The sequence below is a fragment of the Halocynthiibacter sp. genome, from assembly GCF_049608145.1.
Lineage (GTDB): Bacteria > Pseudomonadota > Alphaproteobacteria > Rhodobacterales > Rhodobacteraceae > Halocynthiibacter.
Genome location: NZ_JBMYXF010000018.1, coordinates 1 through 17561, shown reverse-complemented (window position 1 = coordinate 17561; position 17561 = coordinate 1). Strand labels below are relative to the sequence as shown.

At 51.1% G+C, this 17561-nt stretch carries 14 protein-coding genes, 1 tRNA gene and 1 pseudogene; 8 read left to right on the top strand and 8 right to left on the bottom strand.

Annotation, left to right across the window (positions count from 1 at the left end; all coding sequences use genetic code 11):
• Positions 1 to 60: 60 nt before the first annotated feature.
• A complete protein-coding gene (locus ACPGUT_RS07605) occupies positions 61 to 687 on the bottom strand; it encodes an invasion associated locus B family protein (protein ID WP_423989997.1) in 627 nt (208 codons plus the stop codon).
• Between the two features lie 457 nt (positions 688 to 1144).
• Here ACPGUT_RS07605 and ACPGUT_RS07600 point away from each other — a divergent pair, with 457 nt between their 5' ends.
• On the top strand, positions 1145 to 2704 hold the full coding sequence (locus ACPGUT_RS07600) for a helicase HerA-like domain-containing protein (protein ID WP_423990066.1): 1560 nt from the start codon (positions 1145 to 1147) through the stop codon (positions 2702 to 2704).
• Positions 2705 to 3071: 367 nt separating this feature from the next.
• Here ACPGUT_RS07600 and ACPGUT_RS07595 read toward each other — a convergent pair whose 3' ends face one another.
• The 5 genes from ACPGUT_RS07595 to fabI all read right to left on the bottom strand — a co-directional run bounded on the left by ACPGUT_RS07595 (position 3072) and on the right by fabI (position 7104).
• Positions 3072 to 3536, bottom strand: coding sequence for a GlcG/HbpS family heme-binding protein (locus ACPGUT_RS07595; RefSeq protein WP_423989995.1), 465 nt, complete (start codon positions 3534 to 3536; stop codon positions 3072 to 3074).
• A gap of 133 nt (positions 3537 to 3669) precedes the next feature.
• The gene (gene dgt, locus ACPGUT_RS07590) at positions 3670 to 5016 is read right to left on the bottom strand and encodes a dGTP triphosphohydrolase (RefSeq protein WP_423989993.1); all 1347 of its coding nucleotides are present in this window, start codon (positions 5014 to 5016) and stop codon (positions 3670 to 3672) included.
• A gap of 59 nt (positions 5017 to 5075) precedes the next feature.
• Entirely contained in the window at positions 5076 to 5582 is a 507-nt protein-coding gene (gene gpt, locus ACPGUT_RS07585; protein WP_107496930.1) for a xanthine phosphoribosyltransferase, read from the bottom strand.
• Positions 5583 to 5667: 85 nt separating this feature from the next.
• Positions 5668 to 6282 (bottom strand): LysE family translocator, encoded by a 615-nt coding sequence (locus ACPGUT_RS07580; RefSeq protein ID WP_423989991.1) that lies wholly within the window; start codon positions 6280 to 6282, stop codon positions 5668 to 5670.
• A gap of 9 nt (positions 6283 to 6291) precedes the next feature.
• Positions 6292 to 7104, bottom strand: a complete 813-nt coding sequence (fabI, locus tag ACPGUT_RS07575) for an enoyl-ACP reductase FabI (RefSeq protein WP_423989989.1) — start codon at positions 7102 to 7104, stop codon at positions 6292 to 6294.
• Between the two features lie 283 nt (positions 7105 to 7387).
• Between fabI and pdxH the strand changes: the two genes are divergently transcribed.
• From pdxH to ACPGUT_RS07540, 7 genes and pseudogenes are all read left to right on the top strand, one after another.
• Complete coding sequence (pdxH, locus tag ACPGUT_RS07570) at positions 7388 to 7993, top strand: pyridoxamine 5'-phosphate oxidase (protein ID WP_423989987.1); 606 nt, start codon at positions 7388 to 7390, stop codon at positions 7991 to 7993.
• Between the two features lie 121 nt (positions 7994 to 8114).
• Positions 8115 to 8657 (top strand): cold-shock protein, encoded by a 543-nt coding sequence (locus ACPGUT_RS07565; RefSeq protein WP_423989985.1) that lies wholly within the window; start codon positions 8115 to 8117, stop codon positions 8655 to 8657.
• Between the two features lie 208 nt (positions 8658 to 8865).
• Positions 8866 to 9354 carry a DUF192 domain-containing protein gene (locus ACPGUT_RS07560; RefSeq protein ID WP_423989983.1) on the top strand — a complete coding sequence of 163 codons (489 nt, stop codon included), beginning with the start codon at positions 8866 to 8868 and terminating at the stop codon, positions 9352 to 9354.
• 119 nt (positions 9355 to 9473) lie between these two features.
• Positions 9474 to 9550, top strand: a tRNA-Pro gene (locus ACPGUT_RS07555).
• 720 nt (positions 9551 to 10270) lie between these two features.
• On the top strand, positions 10271 to 13942 hold the full coding sequence (locus tag ACPGUT_RS07550) for a vitamin B12-dependent ribonucleotide reductase (protein WP_423989981.1): 3672 nt from the start codon (positions 10271 to 10273) through the stop codon (positions 13940 to 13942).
• Between the two features lie 186 nt (positions 13943 to 14128).
• Positions 14129 to 14560, top strand: a pseudogene (locus tag ACPGUT_RS07545) (TniQ family protein); the annotation flags it as partial.
• Positions 14561 to 14569: 9 nt separating this feature from the next.
• The gene (locus ACPGUT_RS07540) at positions 14570 to 15571 is read left to right on the top strand and encodes a hypothetical protein (protein ID WP_423989979.1); all 1002 of its coding nucleotides are present in this window, start codon (positions 14570 to 14572) and stop codon (positions 15569 to 15571) included.
• 125 nt (positions 15572 to 15696) lie between these two features.
• Here ACPGUT_RS07540 and ACPGUT_RS07535 read toward each other — a convergent pair whose 3' ends face one another.
• Both ACPGUT_RS07535 and ACPGUT_RS07530 read right to left on the bottom strand, forming a co-directional pair.
• Complete coding sequence (locus ACPGUT_RS07535; protein ID WP_423989977.1) at positions 15697 to 16800, bottom strand: hypothetical protein; 1104 nt, start codon at positions 16798 to 16800, stop codon at positions 15697 to 15699.
• Positions 16801 to 17153: 353 nt separating this feature from the next.
• The coding region (locus ACPGUT_RS07530) for a tyrosine-type recombinase/integrase (RefSeq protein WP_423989975.1) at positions 17154 to 17561 on the bottom strand (408 nt) is incomplete at its 5' end.

Here is a 17561-nt window from a genome sequence, read left to right as displayed (position 1 = left end):
GACCTCACAAAAAAACGCCACCTCAACTAGAGATGGCGTTTTCTCATTTACTTTCAAGGCTTATTGCGCAGCAGGTACTGGAATTCCGTTATAGGCCGCAGTGAAGCCGGTCAGGGACAGAGGCAGATCAAGGCGTTGATCTGGTGCCGCAGCTGGAACAATGGTTACAACCGCATCCGCGCCGTTTTTGAATCGGTTGATGACGTCCTGGGTAAAGCCAACCCGGGCAAAACAGCCCTGTGCATCACAGGTTGTAAACTGGTAACCCAATGGGCTGCTGCCATCGACAGAAATACGCACACCATCCGGCAGATGTGTGCCCAGTGGAACTGCGATCAGGCCACCTGCGACGGCCTGGCGACCTTCTGGCAGGCGGAACATGGTCAGTTCAGCCACTGCACCACCTTCAGGGTTCAGAAGGGTCACATTCAGCTGGCAGGGTTCTTCTTCAGGCGTTGCCGCACGTACACAACGCAGATCCCATTCACCGTTCTTTTCGCGGGAATAGACTTCTGGTGCAACAGGAGTGCCGGTCGGGTATTCTTCCTGAACGGCAGCTTCCTGTGCTGCGGCGGCAGCTTCGGCTTCTGCGGCGGCGTCTTCAGTGGTTGTTTCCTGGGCAAAGGCCTGGGTACTGAGTGCGGCCGCAAGTCCGAGGGCTGCAAATTGCGTAAAATAAGATTTCATCTGGCACTACTCCATAGATTAACCTGCCTCTAACATGTGGTGGGGCGGTTGTCAGGTCGGAAACGTGAAGAGAATAAAAAACCAGGCAAGCCATTGCCTGAATCGGGAAAAAAGAAAAAGGGTCACTTAAAGGACCCTTTTTCCATTCTCTCTCCCTGTCGGACTGGCCGACTTATTATTGAGGAAAACCTAGTCTGTGCCCGGGAGTGGGTCAACAGTGAATCTGTAAGAATTTGTTATATTTCGGGATTGCCACATTTTATTCCGGATGATGCAGGAAGTTTATTTGCAATCCTTTGCGAGAAAAAAATGGTCGTGCACAAAGGCACGACCAGTCTAACAGGGAGGAAGTAGCCGGATGGACGAGGACCGGCCATCCGAACTGAAACTGATACTGGCATGAAAGTGTTAAAAGAGTATTTTCAAGTGAAACGCAGGGTAAAAGGAATCAGAAATGATCAGTGACCGGATTTTTACGGGAGGAGGGGGCGAAGATTATGCACAGCCTCAGGATCTGCTTCTCAAATATGCAAACCGTCACGGGCTGGTCGCCGGGGCGACGGGTACCGGGAAAACTGTGACCCTGCAAATTCTCGCAGAAAGCTTTTCAGCACAGGGGGTTCCAGTTTTCCTGTCTGACGTCAAAGGTGATATATCTGGGCTTGCGAAAGCTGGGTCTTCTGATTCCAAACTGCATGATGCTTTCCTTTCTAGGGCTGAAAAAATTGGTTTTTCAGATTTCAGTTACAGTGCATTTCCAACGGTGTTCTGGGATTTGTTTGGGGAACAGGGGCATCCGGTGCGCACGACGGTTGCCGAGATGGGGCCGCTTCTGATTGCACGCCTGCTGGAATTGACCGAAGCGCAGGAAGGGATTCTCAACATTGCGTTTCGTGTGTCAGATGAACAGGGGCTTCCGCTATTGGATCTGAAGGATCTGCAGGCCATTTTAGTGTGGGTGGGCGAAAACGCCAAAGAACTATCCCTACGGTATGGCAATGTCGGGGCGTCCTCTGTTGGAGCCATTCAAAGACGATTACTGGTGCTGGAAAATCAGGGCGGGGCTGATCTTTTTGGCGAACCGGCGCTGGCATTGACTGACCTAATGCAGATCTCTGCAGATGGACGCGGCCATGTGAATATCCTTGCCGCAGATAAACTGATGGGGTCACCACGCCTTTATGCGACGTTTCTTCTATGGCTGTTGTCTGAACTTTTCGAAGAGCTTCCCGAAGTTGGCGATCCAGACAAACCTAAGTTGGTTTTCTTTTTTGACGAAGCACATCTTCTGTTTGAAGGTGCACCTAAGGCGTTGGTAGACAAAGTAGAACAGGTCGCACGGTTGATCCGTTCCAAAGGCGTTGGCGTGTATTTTATCACTCAAAATCCTGCAGATGTACCGGAAGATATTCTAGGGCAGCTGGGCAATCGGGTGCAGCATGCGTTGCGCGCGTTCACGGCACGGGATCGCAAGGCGCTGAAGCTTGCGGCGGAAACATACCGAGACAATCCGCGTTTTGAAATTGAAGATGCAATTCGTGAAGTTGGGGTAGGTGAGGCTGTGACATCGTATCTGGAACGTAAAGGTGTTCCAGGAGTGGCCGAACGCACATTGATCCGCCCGCCATCGTCGCAATTGGGACCGATCACGAAGGCAGAACGGGATGCGTTTCTGAAAACGTCGCCGTTGGCCGGAAAATATGAAACGCGCCTTGATCGCAACAGCGCATTTGAAATGCTAAGAGCACGATCCGACCAGGCCGCCGCAGATGCAGAACAATCTGAACTGCGCGAGGAAGAGGTATCCGTCGCAGAACGGGAATTTCGCGCCGCGCGACGTTATTCCGGAAAAACTGTAGGGCGTTCTTCGTCTCGTGTCCGAAGTTCACGGACATCCAGATCCCGCGAAAAAGACTGGGGCGAATCGATTACCTCAATGTTGAAGAAAGAACTGACAGGCACCACCGGGCGCCGCATCGTCCGAGGGATTTTGGGAGGCTTGTTTAAGGGGCGTTAGATTTTTGTTGCCCGCCAAATAGGGGGTTGGCGGGCACGATCTGACAAAGTCGTGCGAATTAGGACATGGCGGTTTTCGCTATGTCAGAAAAAGGCCGCGCACAGCGCCCCGTTCATGCCAGTATCTGCTGGCAGGTTGGGTTTCATAGACGCCCCCTTAAAACTGCACTGTGTCTTTCATTGCAGCCGCCCGGGTTTTCTAAGGAAAGCTTGCGCGATCCATTTTGGAATTACATTTCAAACGCGGCCAAGTTGCGTTGAATTCACGCGTTCTGATTGCTACGGGCATTTGTCGTTTTCATGATATTTTTTGTGATCCCGAAGCTGCCCGGCATAAAATACTTCGCCGGGCAAAGCGGTTTCAGCGCTTAGTTTGCGTGCATTGCATCAATAGCAACCTGTGCGCAGGCGGTGTCATTTTCGACACTGCTGCCCACAACACCAATTGCACCGACCAATACGCCGTCAGTGCTTGTGATGGGCAGGCCACCACCAACTGTCAGCAGTCCGGGCAGGGCGCGGAACTGCGGTTTATCGGCGATGTATGTTTCGATGTCGGTGGTAGGCATACCCCAGGCCAGAGCCGATGATGCTTTAAGGCCGGAAGCCGTGTAGGTAAACGGCAAAGCCTGTGTCATGCGGGTTGTTGCAAGTGGGTTGTCACCACGGTCGACCACTGTGATTGACATATTCCAATCATTTTCGGCTGCCAGCGCAACGCATGCAGAAACGCCTTTCGCAACAGCGTCGTAAGTCAGGATCTCACGGGTTTCAGAGGTTGCGGAAAGGGTTGTTGCCAGAAGTGTGGCAGCAGCGAAAAAGATGTTCTTCATGTGTATCATCCTCAGAGAAATAGAAATTCAGATACGAAACGCATCTGCGCTGTTGCTATGTCTGAGGACGTCGAAGGCCCAATCACGAGATTGTGTTACGTTGGGTAAAGGCGGAGATTTGCCTGTGCGGTTTTCAGATACCCGCCAGCATCCGCGAAATTTTCACGGCGTAACGATCTGTCATGCCGGATGTGTAATCGGCCATGACGTGCAGGGCTGTGTAACTGTCGGTGATGTCACGCAGGTCCAGTTCTACGGCGCGGGCCAATTGGGTTTCATAATCGCCCAGATGATCCAGATCCCAGTTCTTCGCGTGAAGGTCTGTGAAGACGGGCAGGATGCCATCCAGAACATTGTGGATCGTGGCGCGACCGGAAACCTCAAGTTTGGTTTTGCGCGGGGCGGTGAAAAGTTGGGTATTCGCAAGCTTTTTGATCGCGGCGAATTCTTCGGCTTTGGTGGATTCCTCGACAAGTCCAGAGGTAAAGCTGCCGGACATGATGGCATCGTAATGGGTTTTGAAAGCTTCAACACAGGCGGCAACACCGCCGCCAATGGCCAGGGCGCGCAGGTGGGCGATATGTTCAGCACGGGTGCTGTCGTCGCTGCGGTCGGTTGAGAACTGCGACAGGGGCGCGAGCAGGGCTTTCACATTGTCATAGCTGAGATCACCGGAGGTAAAAGCATCTTCCAAATCAACGATATTGTAGCAGATGTCGTCGGCAGCTTCGACCAGGAAGACCAGCGGGTGGCGCCGATACCAGCAGTTTTTATCCGTGCCCTCAGAGATCAGGCCAAGGGTGTTAGCGACCTTGTGGAAATGTTCCGCCTCTGAATGAAAGACGCCGAATTTCTTAAGGCCACAGTAATGATTGTCTGCGGATTTCTCCGCAATCTGTACATCCGCGGTGACAGGGTATTTTGTGAAAGCCCCAAGAACCCCATGCGACAGACGCATGCCACCGTCATTGCGATACATTTCTAGGCGCGAAATAATGCGAAAACCCTGGGCGTTGCCTTCGAAATCAATGAACTCGGGTTTCAGGTGACGCGCGAGATCCGTGAACAGGGGCGCGGCAGTTTCAAACTGCTTTGCAAACCAGGCCCCGATCGCGTTTTCACCAGAATGTCCAAAAGGCGGGTTGCCGATGTCATGGGCCAGGCACGCGGCTTGTATCATACCCGCGATGGTATGGCGCTCGCCTGCAGCAATATGCCCTTCATCTTCCAGCCATTGCCCAATGCCCATACCAAGCGACCGTCCCACGCTTGCGGTTTCCACGGAATGGATCAGCCGGTGATGAATGTGATCATGGTCGTGCAGGGGGTGAACTTGGGTTTTGTTCGCAAGACGCCGGAAGGGGGCGGAAAAGGAAATGCGATCTGCGTCGATGATATAGGGTTCTCGGCGAATGCCTTTCTGATCCTTCGGCTCAGCGCCATTGCGGCCCGCGTGAAGAAGTTGCGCCCAGTTCATCATTCTAATGTCTTTCATCTGCGTAAGAAAAAAGCGCCCGCGGTGGGGCGCTTTGAAATGGCTCAGTCTTTGCCCCGGTATGGTTCGACATATTGCAGGGCCATGTCCCAGGGGAAAAAGATCCATGTGTCCTGAGAAACCTCAGTGATGAACGTATCCACCTGTGGGCGGCCTTTGGGTTTGGCATAGACCGTAGCGAAATGCGCCTTTGGGTACATGGCGCGCACGACTTCCAAGGTTTTGCCGCTGTCGACCAGATCGTCGATGATCAGAACGCCTTCGCCGTCGCCCATCAATTCCGCATCAGGTGCTTTTAGCACCTGCGCGTCTGACTGAGATTGATGGTCATAGGATTTGATAGAGATCGTATCCACTGTGCGGATGTCCAGCTCTCGTGCCATGATCATTGCAGGGGCCATGCCACCACGTGTGATCGCAACGCAGGCACGCCATGCGCCATCATCCGGGCCTTTGCCATCCAGTCGCCATGCCAGCGCACGGGAATCACGGTGGATCTGGTCCCAGCTGATGTGGAAACCTTTTTCATGTGGCAGGCGATGGTCGCTCATGGCTGTGTCCTTAATAACTGAGGGCGGCAGATGATTTGAAGTGTCTTAACGTCTGTGCCCTGGTTTTGTCGAGAGTGGATGCGTCTCAGGTTGTGGCGATCTTAATGCCAAGAGCCGCGAGAAGCCCGCCGAAGATACGGTCAATGATGTGTTTCATGCGCAGATAAGCTTTGCGTGTGCGTTCCAGAGAAAACAGACGCGCAACAAATGTATTCCATGTGAACTCTACGCAAAAGATCACAAAGAGCAGAGCAAAGACCGACAGATTCGTTGCATCAGAAGGTAGGGTGCCGATGAAGACAGCACCAAAGAATACCGCAGGTTTTGGATTGGCCAGCTGAGTGGCAAAACCAAGACGAAAAGCCCTAAACGGCGTCAGAGAGGTCGGGGTTTCTGCATCATCTGTGACCGGATCACTTGCGTGGCGCCACATTTTTATAGCCATCCATATGAGATAAGCCGCCCCAATGATCTTCAGCGCGATCAGCAATGCGGGGGCGTAGTCAAACAATAGCGACAAGCCAAAGACGGCCGCAATTGCCCAGAACACAGCACCGGCCCCGATGCCAACCGCAAGGGCAGCACCGGTGCGTAATCCCTGCTGCAACCCGATGCGGGCGGCCATCAGTACGGCAGGGCCGGGACTGACTGCTGCCATTGTGCAAAGCAGGGCTGCGGCAAGGAATGCGGTGAGTGTCATATATAGCGCTTACTTTTTGCTGGCGTCGATGTCAGGCGCATCAACCGCCTTCATGCCAACCACATGATAGCCCGCATCCACGTGCAGGTTTTCACCGGTAACACCAGAACCAAGATCAGACAGCAGATAAACGGCTGATTTACCGACTTCTTCCTGGGTTACGTTGCGACGCAGAGGCGAATTCAGTTCGTTCCATTTCATGATATAGCGGAAGTCGCCGATACCAGATGCAGCAAGCGTTTTGATCGGACCCGCGGAAATCGCGTTTACACGAATGCCGTCTTTACCCAGATCTTCGGCCAAATATTTTACAGAAGCCTCAAGCGCAGCTTTTGCAACACCCATGACATTATAATGTGGCATAACCTGTTCCGCACCATAATAGGTGAGGGTGATCATGGATCCACCATCCGTCATCAGTTTTGCGGCACGCTGTGCAACGGCCGTGAAGGAATAAACCGAAACATCCATAGTCATACGGAAGTTTTCAGGGCTTGTGTCTACATAACGGCCGCGTAGTTCGTTTTTGTCAGAGAAGCCGATGGCATGCACGATAAAGTCCAGCTTGCCCCATTTTTCTTCGATCTCAGCAAAGGCAGCATCCATGGATGCCGCATCTGATACGTCACAGTCGATCAGCGTATCAACGCCCATGCTTTCAGCCAGCGGTACAACGCGCTTTTTGAACGCATCACCAAGATATGAGAACGCCAGTTCCGCACCTTGCTCCGCACAGGCCTGCGCAATGCCCCATGCAATAGATTTGTCATTGGCGAGCCCCATAATCAGGCCGCGTTTACCTTCCATAAGTCCTGCCGACATATTATCCCCCGGGATGTGTGGTTTTCTGTTTGAATTCTCTAGGCGATTGAGGCTCTTGCTTCAACCCAATGTCTGTAGAAGGGGGGATACACACAGATAAATTCCTGAATAAGTTGTAATTGTTGATTTTAATGCAATCTCAGGTGTGTTAAATGCGTCAAGTACAATTGTTGTTAACGTTGTCAACTAAAAAAGATAGTAAAATACCTGTCGACAAGGCCAGGTTGCGTTCTCATGCACCTAAAGATATCGCTTAGCATGAGGAAGAAAGTAAGAGGTTGAAATGACGGAGAGATCCGGGATTTTTGGAGGAGACGATCCGTTTGAGATTGTGAGGCGCTGGATGGGTGAGGCTCAGGACAGTGAGCCAAACGATCCAAATGCGATCGCACTGGCAACGGTTAACTCTCTGGGGATGCCGGACGTGCGTATGGTTCTGCTTAAAGATGTAGAAGATGATGCATTTGTGTTCTATACGAACTATAGCAGCCAGAAGGCGCAGGAAATCGCAGAAACGGGGACAGCGGCATTTGTAATGCACTGGAAGTCTCTGCGCCGACAGATTCGTGTACGTGGGCATGTGACGAAAGAGGATGGGGAAAAGGCAGATGCCTATTTCGCTTCTCGATCATTGCAAAGCCGCCTGGGGGCTTGGGCCTCACGGCAGTCTCAGCCTCTCAAATCGCGCACGGCTTTGATGGCGCAGGTGGCGAAGGTAACTGCGAAACTTGGAACAGCGCCAAAACGGCCAGAATTCTGGGGCGGGTACCGGATTGTACCAACCGAGATCGAGTTCTGGGCAGATGGGGCGTTTCGCATGCATGACAGATTCGTCTGGAAGCGCAGCACCGTGAGTGACGACTGGCAGATATTAAGGCTTAACCCCTGATTTTCACGTAACGTGAACTGCAAAAAAATATAAGGAAACCAAGTTTTTCCCTTGCAATATAGACGCGAGATGCCTCAAATCGCGGCGTGAGGATGAGAAACATTTATAAAAGTGTTGTGGGATGACCGAAATTAATGAACAGGACGAAATAGTCCTAGGGAAAGTCAAATGGTTCGACCCCGTAAAGGGGTTTGGATTTGTTGTGTCCGAGCTTGGAGGGCCTGACATTTTGCTTCACGCAAATGTGTTGCGGAACTTTGGACAAAGCTCGGTTGCCGATGCGGCAGGGGTGCAGATACGCATTCAGAAAACTGCACGTGGGGTTCAGGCAACTGAGGTGCTCTCTATTGCACCACCTGAAACAGATTCTTTTACTGAGTTAGAAGACGAAGAATTTCTAAACCTAGTTGGTATGGAAGAAACACCTCTGGAACCGGCCCGTGTGAAATGGTTCGATAAGGTCAAAGGCTTTGGTTTTGCTAATGTTTTTGGTCGACCAGAAGATGTGTTTATTCACGTCGAAATACTCAGACGATCAGGTCTTGCGGACCTGCAATCCGGTGAAGCAGTCGGATTAAGAGTGATCGATGGGAAGCGTGGCCGTATGGCGACGATCGTTTCCAGCTGGGAGGCCGCGTTGCATGACACGGTGACTGAAGGCTGATCTTTAATTGACGCATGCGTCATTGAGTAGTTCGTTCTTTCACGTATTCTGGGATAAATGGCATTTACAAATAATAATGGATGGCCCCATGCGCGAACAACGATGTAAAAAAAATGTGGAAACATTAAAGAAGCAGTCTGATATTCGGGCTGCTTTTTTGCTGTCTGCATTTGTGTTTGGCTCTGGTTTATTTTGGGGCACGGAGACGATGTCGTCTCCAGTTGATTCTGTCGGCGGTGATTCTACGCTGAGTATTTCAACTGAATGTGGCGAAAATATTGTCTGGTTGCGTGGCGAATGGGGCACAGTTCGGTTTCGCGTCGAAATTGCGGATGAACCAGAGGAACAACAGCAGGGTTTGATGCATCGCGAAAGCATGCCTACATCGGCCGGAATGTTGTTTGTGTATCCGGATGCACGCCCTGCGAGCTTCTGGATGGCCAATACACTTATCCCACTTGATATGTTATTCTTTGATGTCTCTGGACAGCTGATCAATTTACATGAAAATGCTGTGCCTCTGGATCGGTCTCCGATCTTTGGTGGGAATGAAGTCAAAGCCGTATTGGAAATCAACGGCGGCCTTTCGCGAAATCTGGGTCTTTTTCCGACTCGCGAGGGGGCAGCCCTGCCAACCGAAATTGCACATCCCAGCTTTGAAAATGACCTTGCGGTATTTCCCTGCGCGGTGCGCTGATCAAAATACCGTTGTTTGTCAGATCTAAGTAGGCAACCTGAGAAAACTCAAAATTTTTGTCAGTTTTTGTATTTTCGCTCTTTTCTTCCTCGGTCACAGACTGTAGTCAGAGCGCAAGTCGGGGCGTAGCGCAGCCTGGTAGCGCGACGGTTTTGGGTACCGTAGGTCGCAAGTTCGAATCTTGCCGTCCCGACCAACTTCAAGAAAATTGTGATGAAGAGCATAGCACCTGCCAGAGCAGGCATTGCGTTTTTGGTGATCAGTTTCAGTCGATTCTGGGACGTGAAACTGCAGAAATTTACATTTTTGTCTGTTCGGCCCAAACCGCAGAAGAAGGTTATCAAATGGTTAAGTTTCTGTGAAATTAGGAAAAATATAAATATCTTCGGATATCGCCCTAGTGAATACAGAATCAGATTTCTTCAACTTGCCCTCGATCTGTTTATCGAAATGCAAAGCTGCTGTTTAACAAGTGCCGCTAAGTCTGCTGATAAAAAGAGATTTCGCATCTTGCGACTTTGATGCCAAATCCTAACCTTGTCAGTCGTCATAGATTTCTGATGGTTTTTCTGTTGGTGGAATTACGCCGGTCAACCCGTGTTGACCTCAATCTGCATAAATTTATTCGTTGACCGGGGCAGCCTTCCTACGTCAGTTTGTGCTTATCGGAAAAATGGCCACCAGATGCAGTGTATTTTTGCGAACATGTATATGTTCGACTACGCTGGTGAAATAATAAACGATCTGGGACAGTTAACGATTTTTCACCCATTTGAGTGAAATTTAGCGCGTTTTCGCGCCTAATTTGCTGAGCCACATGTCTGCCTGATTTTCGACAGCGTTCGCTAAGCTTGGGGAGCTTACCCAAGAGGAACGTTCTGAGAGAAATAAATCGAGCCAGGGGGCAGGTACCAAGATGAAAATTGAGCGCAACTTTACAGAAACCGGACGTGATGCATATGCGGCGCTGGATTTCAGCAGAACCACGTCAGAGATCCGTAACCCGGACGGCACAATTGTGTTTCGGCTTGATGACATCGAAGTGCCCGCAAGCTGGAGCCAGGTTGCATCGGATGTGATAGCGCAAAAATATTTTCGAAAAGCAGGCGTTCCAGCGGCCTTAAAAAAAGTACGCGAAAAGGATGTCCCTGAATTTCTTTGGCGCTCGGTACCTGATGATGCCGCACTGGCGAAATTGCCTGAAGAAGATCGTATTGGCGGTGAAACGTCGGCCAAACAAGTGTTTGATCGTTTGGCGGGCGCCTGGGCCTATTGGGGCTGGAAAGGGGGCTATTTCAGCTGTGAAGATGATGCGCGCGCCTATTTTGATGAGATGCGCTATATGCTGGCGACCCAGCGCGCCGCGCCAAACAGTCCGCAATGGTTCAATACGGGGTTACATTGGGCTTACGGAATCGATGGTCCAGGGCAGGGACATTACTATGTTGATTACAAATCTGGCAAGCTGACCAAATCTAAATCCTCTTACGAGCATCCCCAGCCGCACGCTTGCTTCATTCAGTCCGTGAAGGATGATCTGGTCTCTGATGGCGGGATCATGGATCTTTGGGTGCGCGAAGCGCGTCTGTTTAAATATGGCTCCGGCACGGGAACAAACTTCAGCTCTCTGCGGGCGGCGAACGAACCGCTTTCCGGCGGTGGTAAATCTTCTGGCCTGATGGGCTTTCTGAAAATCGGTGATCGTGCGGCCGGTGCGATCAAATCCGGCGGCACCACACGACGCGCGGCAAAGATGGTGATCATCGATGCGGATCACCCGGATATTGAAGAATTCATCAACTGGAAAGTGCTTGAGGAACAAAAAGTTGCCTCTATCGTAGCTGGTTCCAAGATGCATGAAAAATGCCTGAATGCGATCTTTGCGGCGATCAAATCCTGGGATGGTAAAGTTGAAGACGCCTATGATCCGAAGGTGAATGCCGGGCTGAAAGCAGCCTTGCGCGAAAGCAAGAAAAACGCGATCCCTGAAACCTATGTGAAACGCGTTCTGGATTACGCGCGCCAGGGCTATGACAGCATTGAATTCCCAACCTATGACACCGACTGGGATTCAGAAGCCTATGCGTCGGTCTCAGGCCAGAATTCCAACAACTCGATCCGTGTGACCGATGCCTTCCTGAAGGCGGTTGAGGATGACAATGACTGGAACCTGACGAACCGCACCGACGGCAAGACCGTGAAAACCATCAAAGCCCGCGATCTGTGGGAACAGGTGGGTCATGCGGCTTGGGCCTGTGCGGATCCAGGTATTCAGTTTCATGACACTGTGAACGCTTGGCACACCTGCCCGGAGGACGGTGAAATTCGTGGGTCTAACCCGTGTTCTGAATATATGTTCCTGGATGACACCGCCTGTAATCTGGCATCCATGAATCTGCTGACTTTCTATAAAGATGGCCTGTTTAATGCGCGGGATTATATGCATGCGACGCGTCTGTGGACTGTCACGCTGGAAATCTCTGTAACCATGGCGCAGTTTCCAAGCCAGGAGATCGCGCAGCGCAGTTATGATTACCGGACGCTTGGCCTAGGTTATGCCAATATCGGCGGTCTTCTGATGAACATGGGTTTGGGATATGACAGTGCTGCCGGGCGTTCACTGGGGGCAGCTCTGACGGCGATCATGACAGGTGTTTCTTATGCTACATCTGCCGAGATGGCAGGCGAACTAGGGGCGTTTTCCCGCTATGCAGAAAACAAAACCCATATGCTGCGTGTGATCGAAAATCACCGGAATGCGGCCTATGGTAAAAGCAATGGCTATAAGGGGTTAGAGGTTAAACCTGTTCCGCTGGATCACGGTAATTGCCCCATCGAAGAACTGGTGGAACTGGCCAAGGCATCCTGGGATCAGGCGCTGGACCTAGGAAAAAAGCACGGCTATCGCAATGCGCAGACCTCTGTGATTGCCCCAACCGGCACCATTGGCCTGGTGATGGATTGTGACACCACCGGGATTGAGCCCGACTTTGCGCTGGTGAAGTTTAAAAAACTGGCCGGTGGCGGTTATTTCAAGATCATCAACCAGTCCGTGCCGGCAGCCCTTGAAAAACTAGGGTATGGATCAGCGCAGATTGAGGAAATCATTAGCTATGCCGTGGGGCATGCAAGCCTTGGCAACGCACCGGTGATCAACGCAACTGCCCTAATCGGCCATGGATTTGGCCCGACTGAGCTGGATAAAATCGATCAGGCGCTGGAAACCGCTTTTGATATTCGCTTTGTCTTTAATCAATGGACTCTGGGCGAAGAATTCTGCCAGAGAACACTGGGAATTCCAGCAGCGAAATTGAATGATCCTGGCTTTGATCTGCTGCGCCATCTGGGATTTTCGCGCAAAGATATCGAAGCCGCAAATGATCATGTCTGCGGTGCGATGACACTTGAAGATGCGCCGCATCTTAAAGAAGAACATTACCATATTTTTGATTGTGCAAACCCCTGTGGTAAAAAGGGAAAACGCTTCCTGTCGGTGGAAAGCCATATCCATATGATGGCAGCGGCCCAAAGCTTTATTTCAGGTGCGATCTCTAAGACCATCAACATGCCAAATGACGCCACAATTGAGGATTGTCAGAAAGCCTATGAGCTGTCCTGGAGCCTAGGCGTGAAAGCCAATGCGCTGTATCGCGATGGATCTAAGCTGTCGCAACCTTTGGCGGCGGCTCTGGTTGAGGACGATGAAGAAGCGGAAGAAGCCTTAGAGCATGGCAACCCGCAGGAAAAAGCGGCGGTCTTGGCAGAGAAAATCATCGAAAAGGTGATTGTGAAGGAAATTATCAAATCTCACCGCGAAAAAATGCCGGAACGTCGTAAGGGGTATACTCAGAAGGCTACTGTCGGTGGTCATAAAGTGTATCTGCGCACCGGCGAATATAAAGACGGCTCTCTTGGGGAAATCTTCCTTGATATGCATAAGGAAGGGGCAGGGTTCCGAGCAATGATGAATAACTTTGCCATCGCCGTGTCTGTGGGCCTGCAATATGGCGTGCCACTGGAAGAATTCGTTGATGCGTTTACCTTCACCAAATTTGAACCTGCAGGCATGGTTCAGGGCAATGACAGCATCAAAAATGCAACCTCAATCCTTGATTATATCTTCCGTGAACTGGCGGTGTCTTACCTTGATCGCACGGATCTGGCGCATGTGAAGCCTGAAGGTGCAAGCTTTGATGACATTGGCCGTGGTCAGGAAGAAGGGGTGAGGAACGTCCAGGAAGTATCTGATTCTGCAGCAACAAAATCGCTTGAGGTGCTAAAGCAAATTTCCTCAACTGGTTACTTACGTAAGCGGATGCCACAGGAATTGGTTGTGTTGCAGGGGGGGAATGCCAGCGCGATGATGCTGGATGGTTCAATGGATGCTGAGACTGCTTTGCAGACGCTGGTGCCCGAAACCACGACCAGCCCCAGAGAAAGCGGATCTATGCAGATGGACGCGCGCACCAAGGCTAAAATGCAGGGCTATGAAGGGGATCCATGTGGCGATTGTGGGAACTATACGCTCGTGCGCAATGGAACCTGTATGAAGTGCAACACCTGCGGCGGAACATCCGGTTGCAGTTAGATTTGGCATCCGGGGCGGGTGCGCTCGTCCCAGACGCTGATTAAGCCGCAGGCAAAAACGAAAATCGAGCGGTAAACGAATTGAGCTTAATTCAGCGAACCTAACGGGGTCCCTTTTGGGACCCCGCTTTTTGCGGCACTCAAAAATATGAGATAGAAAACCACATTTCCTGTCCATTTAGTTGAGACAACGACGTCATTTTCTGCGCGTTTGGCCTTCGCCAATAGTGTTCCAACTGTTGCAGATCTGTTGTTGGACGCAGAAGTGACGATGGCGCAATTCCTAAAGGGAGAGCGCAGGGCATTTGAGGCGTTGGAAGAGCTTTCCGGTGTTACGACTGACGACCTGATGCAACAGGCTTTTATTCTGGTTGAGACGCATGTCTATGAAATCTTTGGTCACAGAATAGGTCAGCAAAATTTCCTGCGAGGAGGAAGCCGAATTTGCCCAGTTTGTTTTCGTCAGGACACCCGGTCACAGGTAATATCCGACGCAATGGTCTTAAGTTATGGGCGGGCTCTTTGGGCGATAGCATCCGCGCGGGTTTGCCCGAGCCATAAACTCGCATTGGTTTCTGCGCCAGAAGCGTCCGTCAAACATGAATTTGTTGATACCTAGACACCCTGGATGTTCGAAATAGCGGAAGGGGAGTTGGATCAGGCGATTGATGAAGGTGGTATGTATGAGGAGCATGCAGCGCTTAGACTTGCCGGGGAAATGCCCGAGGGATGGGCAAGGCATTTTCCATTGGGGGCTTTAGGCGCAATTTGTGAGATACTGGGGGTGTCACAAACGCATGGAAAAGCTGCGTCTCTTCGCGAAGTTTCAACTGCGGACCTGGCTAAAGCAATGTCGAAGGGGTTCCGTCTCATTAATGCAGGCCCCACTAAAATTACTGCATACTTCGAGCACCTAAGATGTGCTTCTGGAAAGCCGCAAGACCGACCGCAAGCGCGCTATGGCCGGATTTATGACTGGTTAAAGCGAGGCGCCGGACATGGCCCTGATTTCGAACCTCTCCGGAATATTTTACGCCAGCACATTCTTAATACATGGCCGTTGGGGGTGGGTGAACAGGCCCTCGACTATACTTTAGAAGATCGACGGCTGCATTCGATAAGAACGGCTTCCAAGAAGCATAATCTGCACCCGAAACGATTGCGTCGGATTTTGATGGACGCTCAGATCATTCCAGAAACCGATCTACCGGATTTTGAAGTAGTCTTTGACGCGGATACAGCGAAGGATGTTCTTGAGCAAGCGAGTGGTTCTGTGGCGTTTTCTGAAGCTCAAAAGAGACTGGGATTGACGCGTTCGCAATTGGATACCCTTATCAAGGCGGAAATACTTGAACCTGGGGAGGGTGGTGATCAAGCACGCACAAGGTTCACGGAGGCAACAGTTCAATACTGGTTGGATTATGTCGCATCCTTTCCGCTCTCCGAGAGATGGGAAACTCTAACGGGGATCGGAGGTGCTGCGCGTAAACACGGAATCTCAACAAGTGCCGTTATGGAGTTGATTTTAAATGGCACATTGAAAAAGGTGTATTGCACGAAGGGTGCTTCTGGCTTTTCGGCAATTTTGATCGATAAACTCGAAATTAATGCACTTTTGAAGGCTGGGTGAAGATCCCTGTTTTGCAATCATCTTAAGTGCTGCTTGGGGTACTAAGGGCGGAAAGCTGACTTTCGCTGCGGGTGAAGTAAAGATTTTTGGCATGAAAGTAGCGGACGTTAAAATACCGGAAATTGCTAAGACCGCCAGCTTTCCCCCATCGCTTGGCTTAGACGCAATACGTTTATTTGATCGGCTATACATTTTCGCACGTGTCTGTCTGATGCTGGGCTGCGAAGTAGCGTTGTTGTGGAGGCATAGACGTGGAACGGATCCGTCATTGTCGCTACCACTGTGCCGCCCTCTGACAGGTTTTCCTTTGCACTCGCACCAATCCATTCTGCTGGCAGCGGATGAAGGGCATATGGATTGTGGATGAAGACAGATCCATCACGCCATGGCTCGGTAGGCATATCTAAATCACCCACTTCGTAGGCAAATACTTGCGGACTGATAGCGTTAGGATTCGGGTCCCAACATGTTCCGGATCTGACCATTCGGGTAGCTGTCGAGCGATAATGGCCTTGTTGTCCGATGCGTCCGAACTTCGGGACGGTGCCTGCATTACTGAAGAGTATTCCGGAAACGTGGTGCGCGTCCGGAAGGCCAAAGAAGTTAGAAGGGATCACTTTGGACCCTTTATGTTTTAGGATAGCGTTGCCCTCGACAACCAGATTTCCGCCATCATCGAACAAATGCCGATGATCGATCCCAAAGAGATATTGAGAAATGGATGTGGCGGAGAGATTAAGGCCACCACCGTGAAAGTTTTCGATAGCGATCACGAATGGCTTTCCAGCAACATGCGGTAGCGTCCAATACTTTTTTTGCATTTTGGAATATAGTGGGCTGCCAAATTTTATCGCCACCTCTTGTTTGAGGAAGCGCATCGCCTCTTCTGCGGTGCGTGGCGAGTCTCTTGGGAAAAGCTTATAGGGTTGGTAGTCTTTCCGAGGTGTCGGATTGGCGGTGACGGCTTCGACGGCAACGGTCAGACCGCCACGGCTGATAAGAAAATCAGGACGGTTGTGGTTGCGATCAAGGGTATGACCAGCCTCCGTGAAAAGTGCGTGCAGATACAACTCAAAGGTCCGCGCGTCGAACCCGTGTGTCTGGAACTGCTGAACGAAGTTTCCATCCGGATCACTCATCGTTGCAGCTATTTCAGACAAGGTTGACCGAGCAGGCGCCATCAAACTGTCATCTCGCGTCTTCAAAAATTTGAGGATGAAGCGTCTCATCGGGAGCCAGGTGTTCAAACAAATTCAGTCCCATATTAGCTTTACACCTCCTTCATACATTTCACGGCCAGGAAAACGTGTTTTGCATCGCACTCTCTCCAACTTGGTTACACAGTTGAAACACCAGATTAGATTGTCAATGAGCACGCCGAGATTTGGTTGAACACCTGGTTCCAGAAAGGTCTGTAACGGACTTGTGGAGATCAACGCCCAACATCTTCGCACTTTATCGAGTCAATTAGCGCATAACGTGTCTTTTGCATTTTATTGTCCGCTTTCCAGAAGCTGCAATGCAGCGTGCGACGAACCGTTCAAAGGCAGCTTTGGGCCGTCCGAATAGACGGCCCAGCCGTTTAGATTTCGATAGCCTCGGCGATCACCAGTGCATCTTCAAGTTCTACGCCAAGGTATCTGACAGTGCTGTCCATCTTGGTATGCCCCAACAGCAGCCGGACCGCCCGCAGGTTGCCTGTCTTCTTGTAGATCTGCGTGACCTTTGTGCGTCGCATCGAGTGCGTGCCATAGGCGCTTGCCTCCAGACCAATGGATGTCACCCAGTCTCGCACAATTCGCGCGTACTGGCGGGGCGAAATGTGAATCCGTTCGTGGAACCTCCCGGGCCAGAGGTATTCAGATCCGACCATGAGCGGCTCCCGCATCCACCTTGCGAGCGATGAGCGGGTGCCTTCAGAGATTTCGAAACGCACAGGTTTGCGTGTCTTGCTTTGCATAACCGATGCGCGCTCCTTGATTTTGCCTGA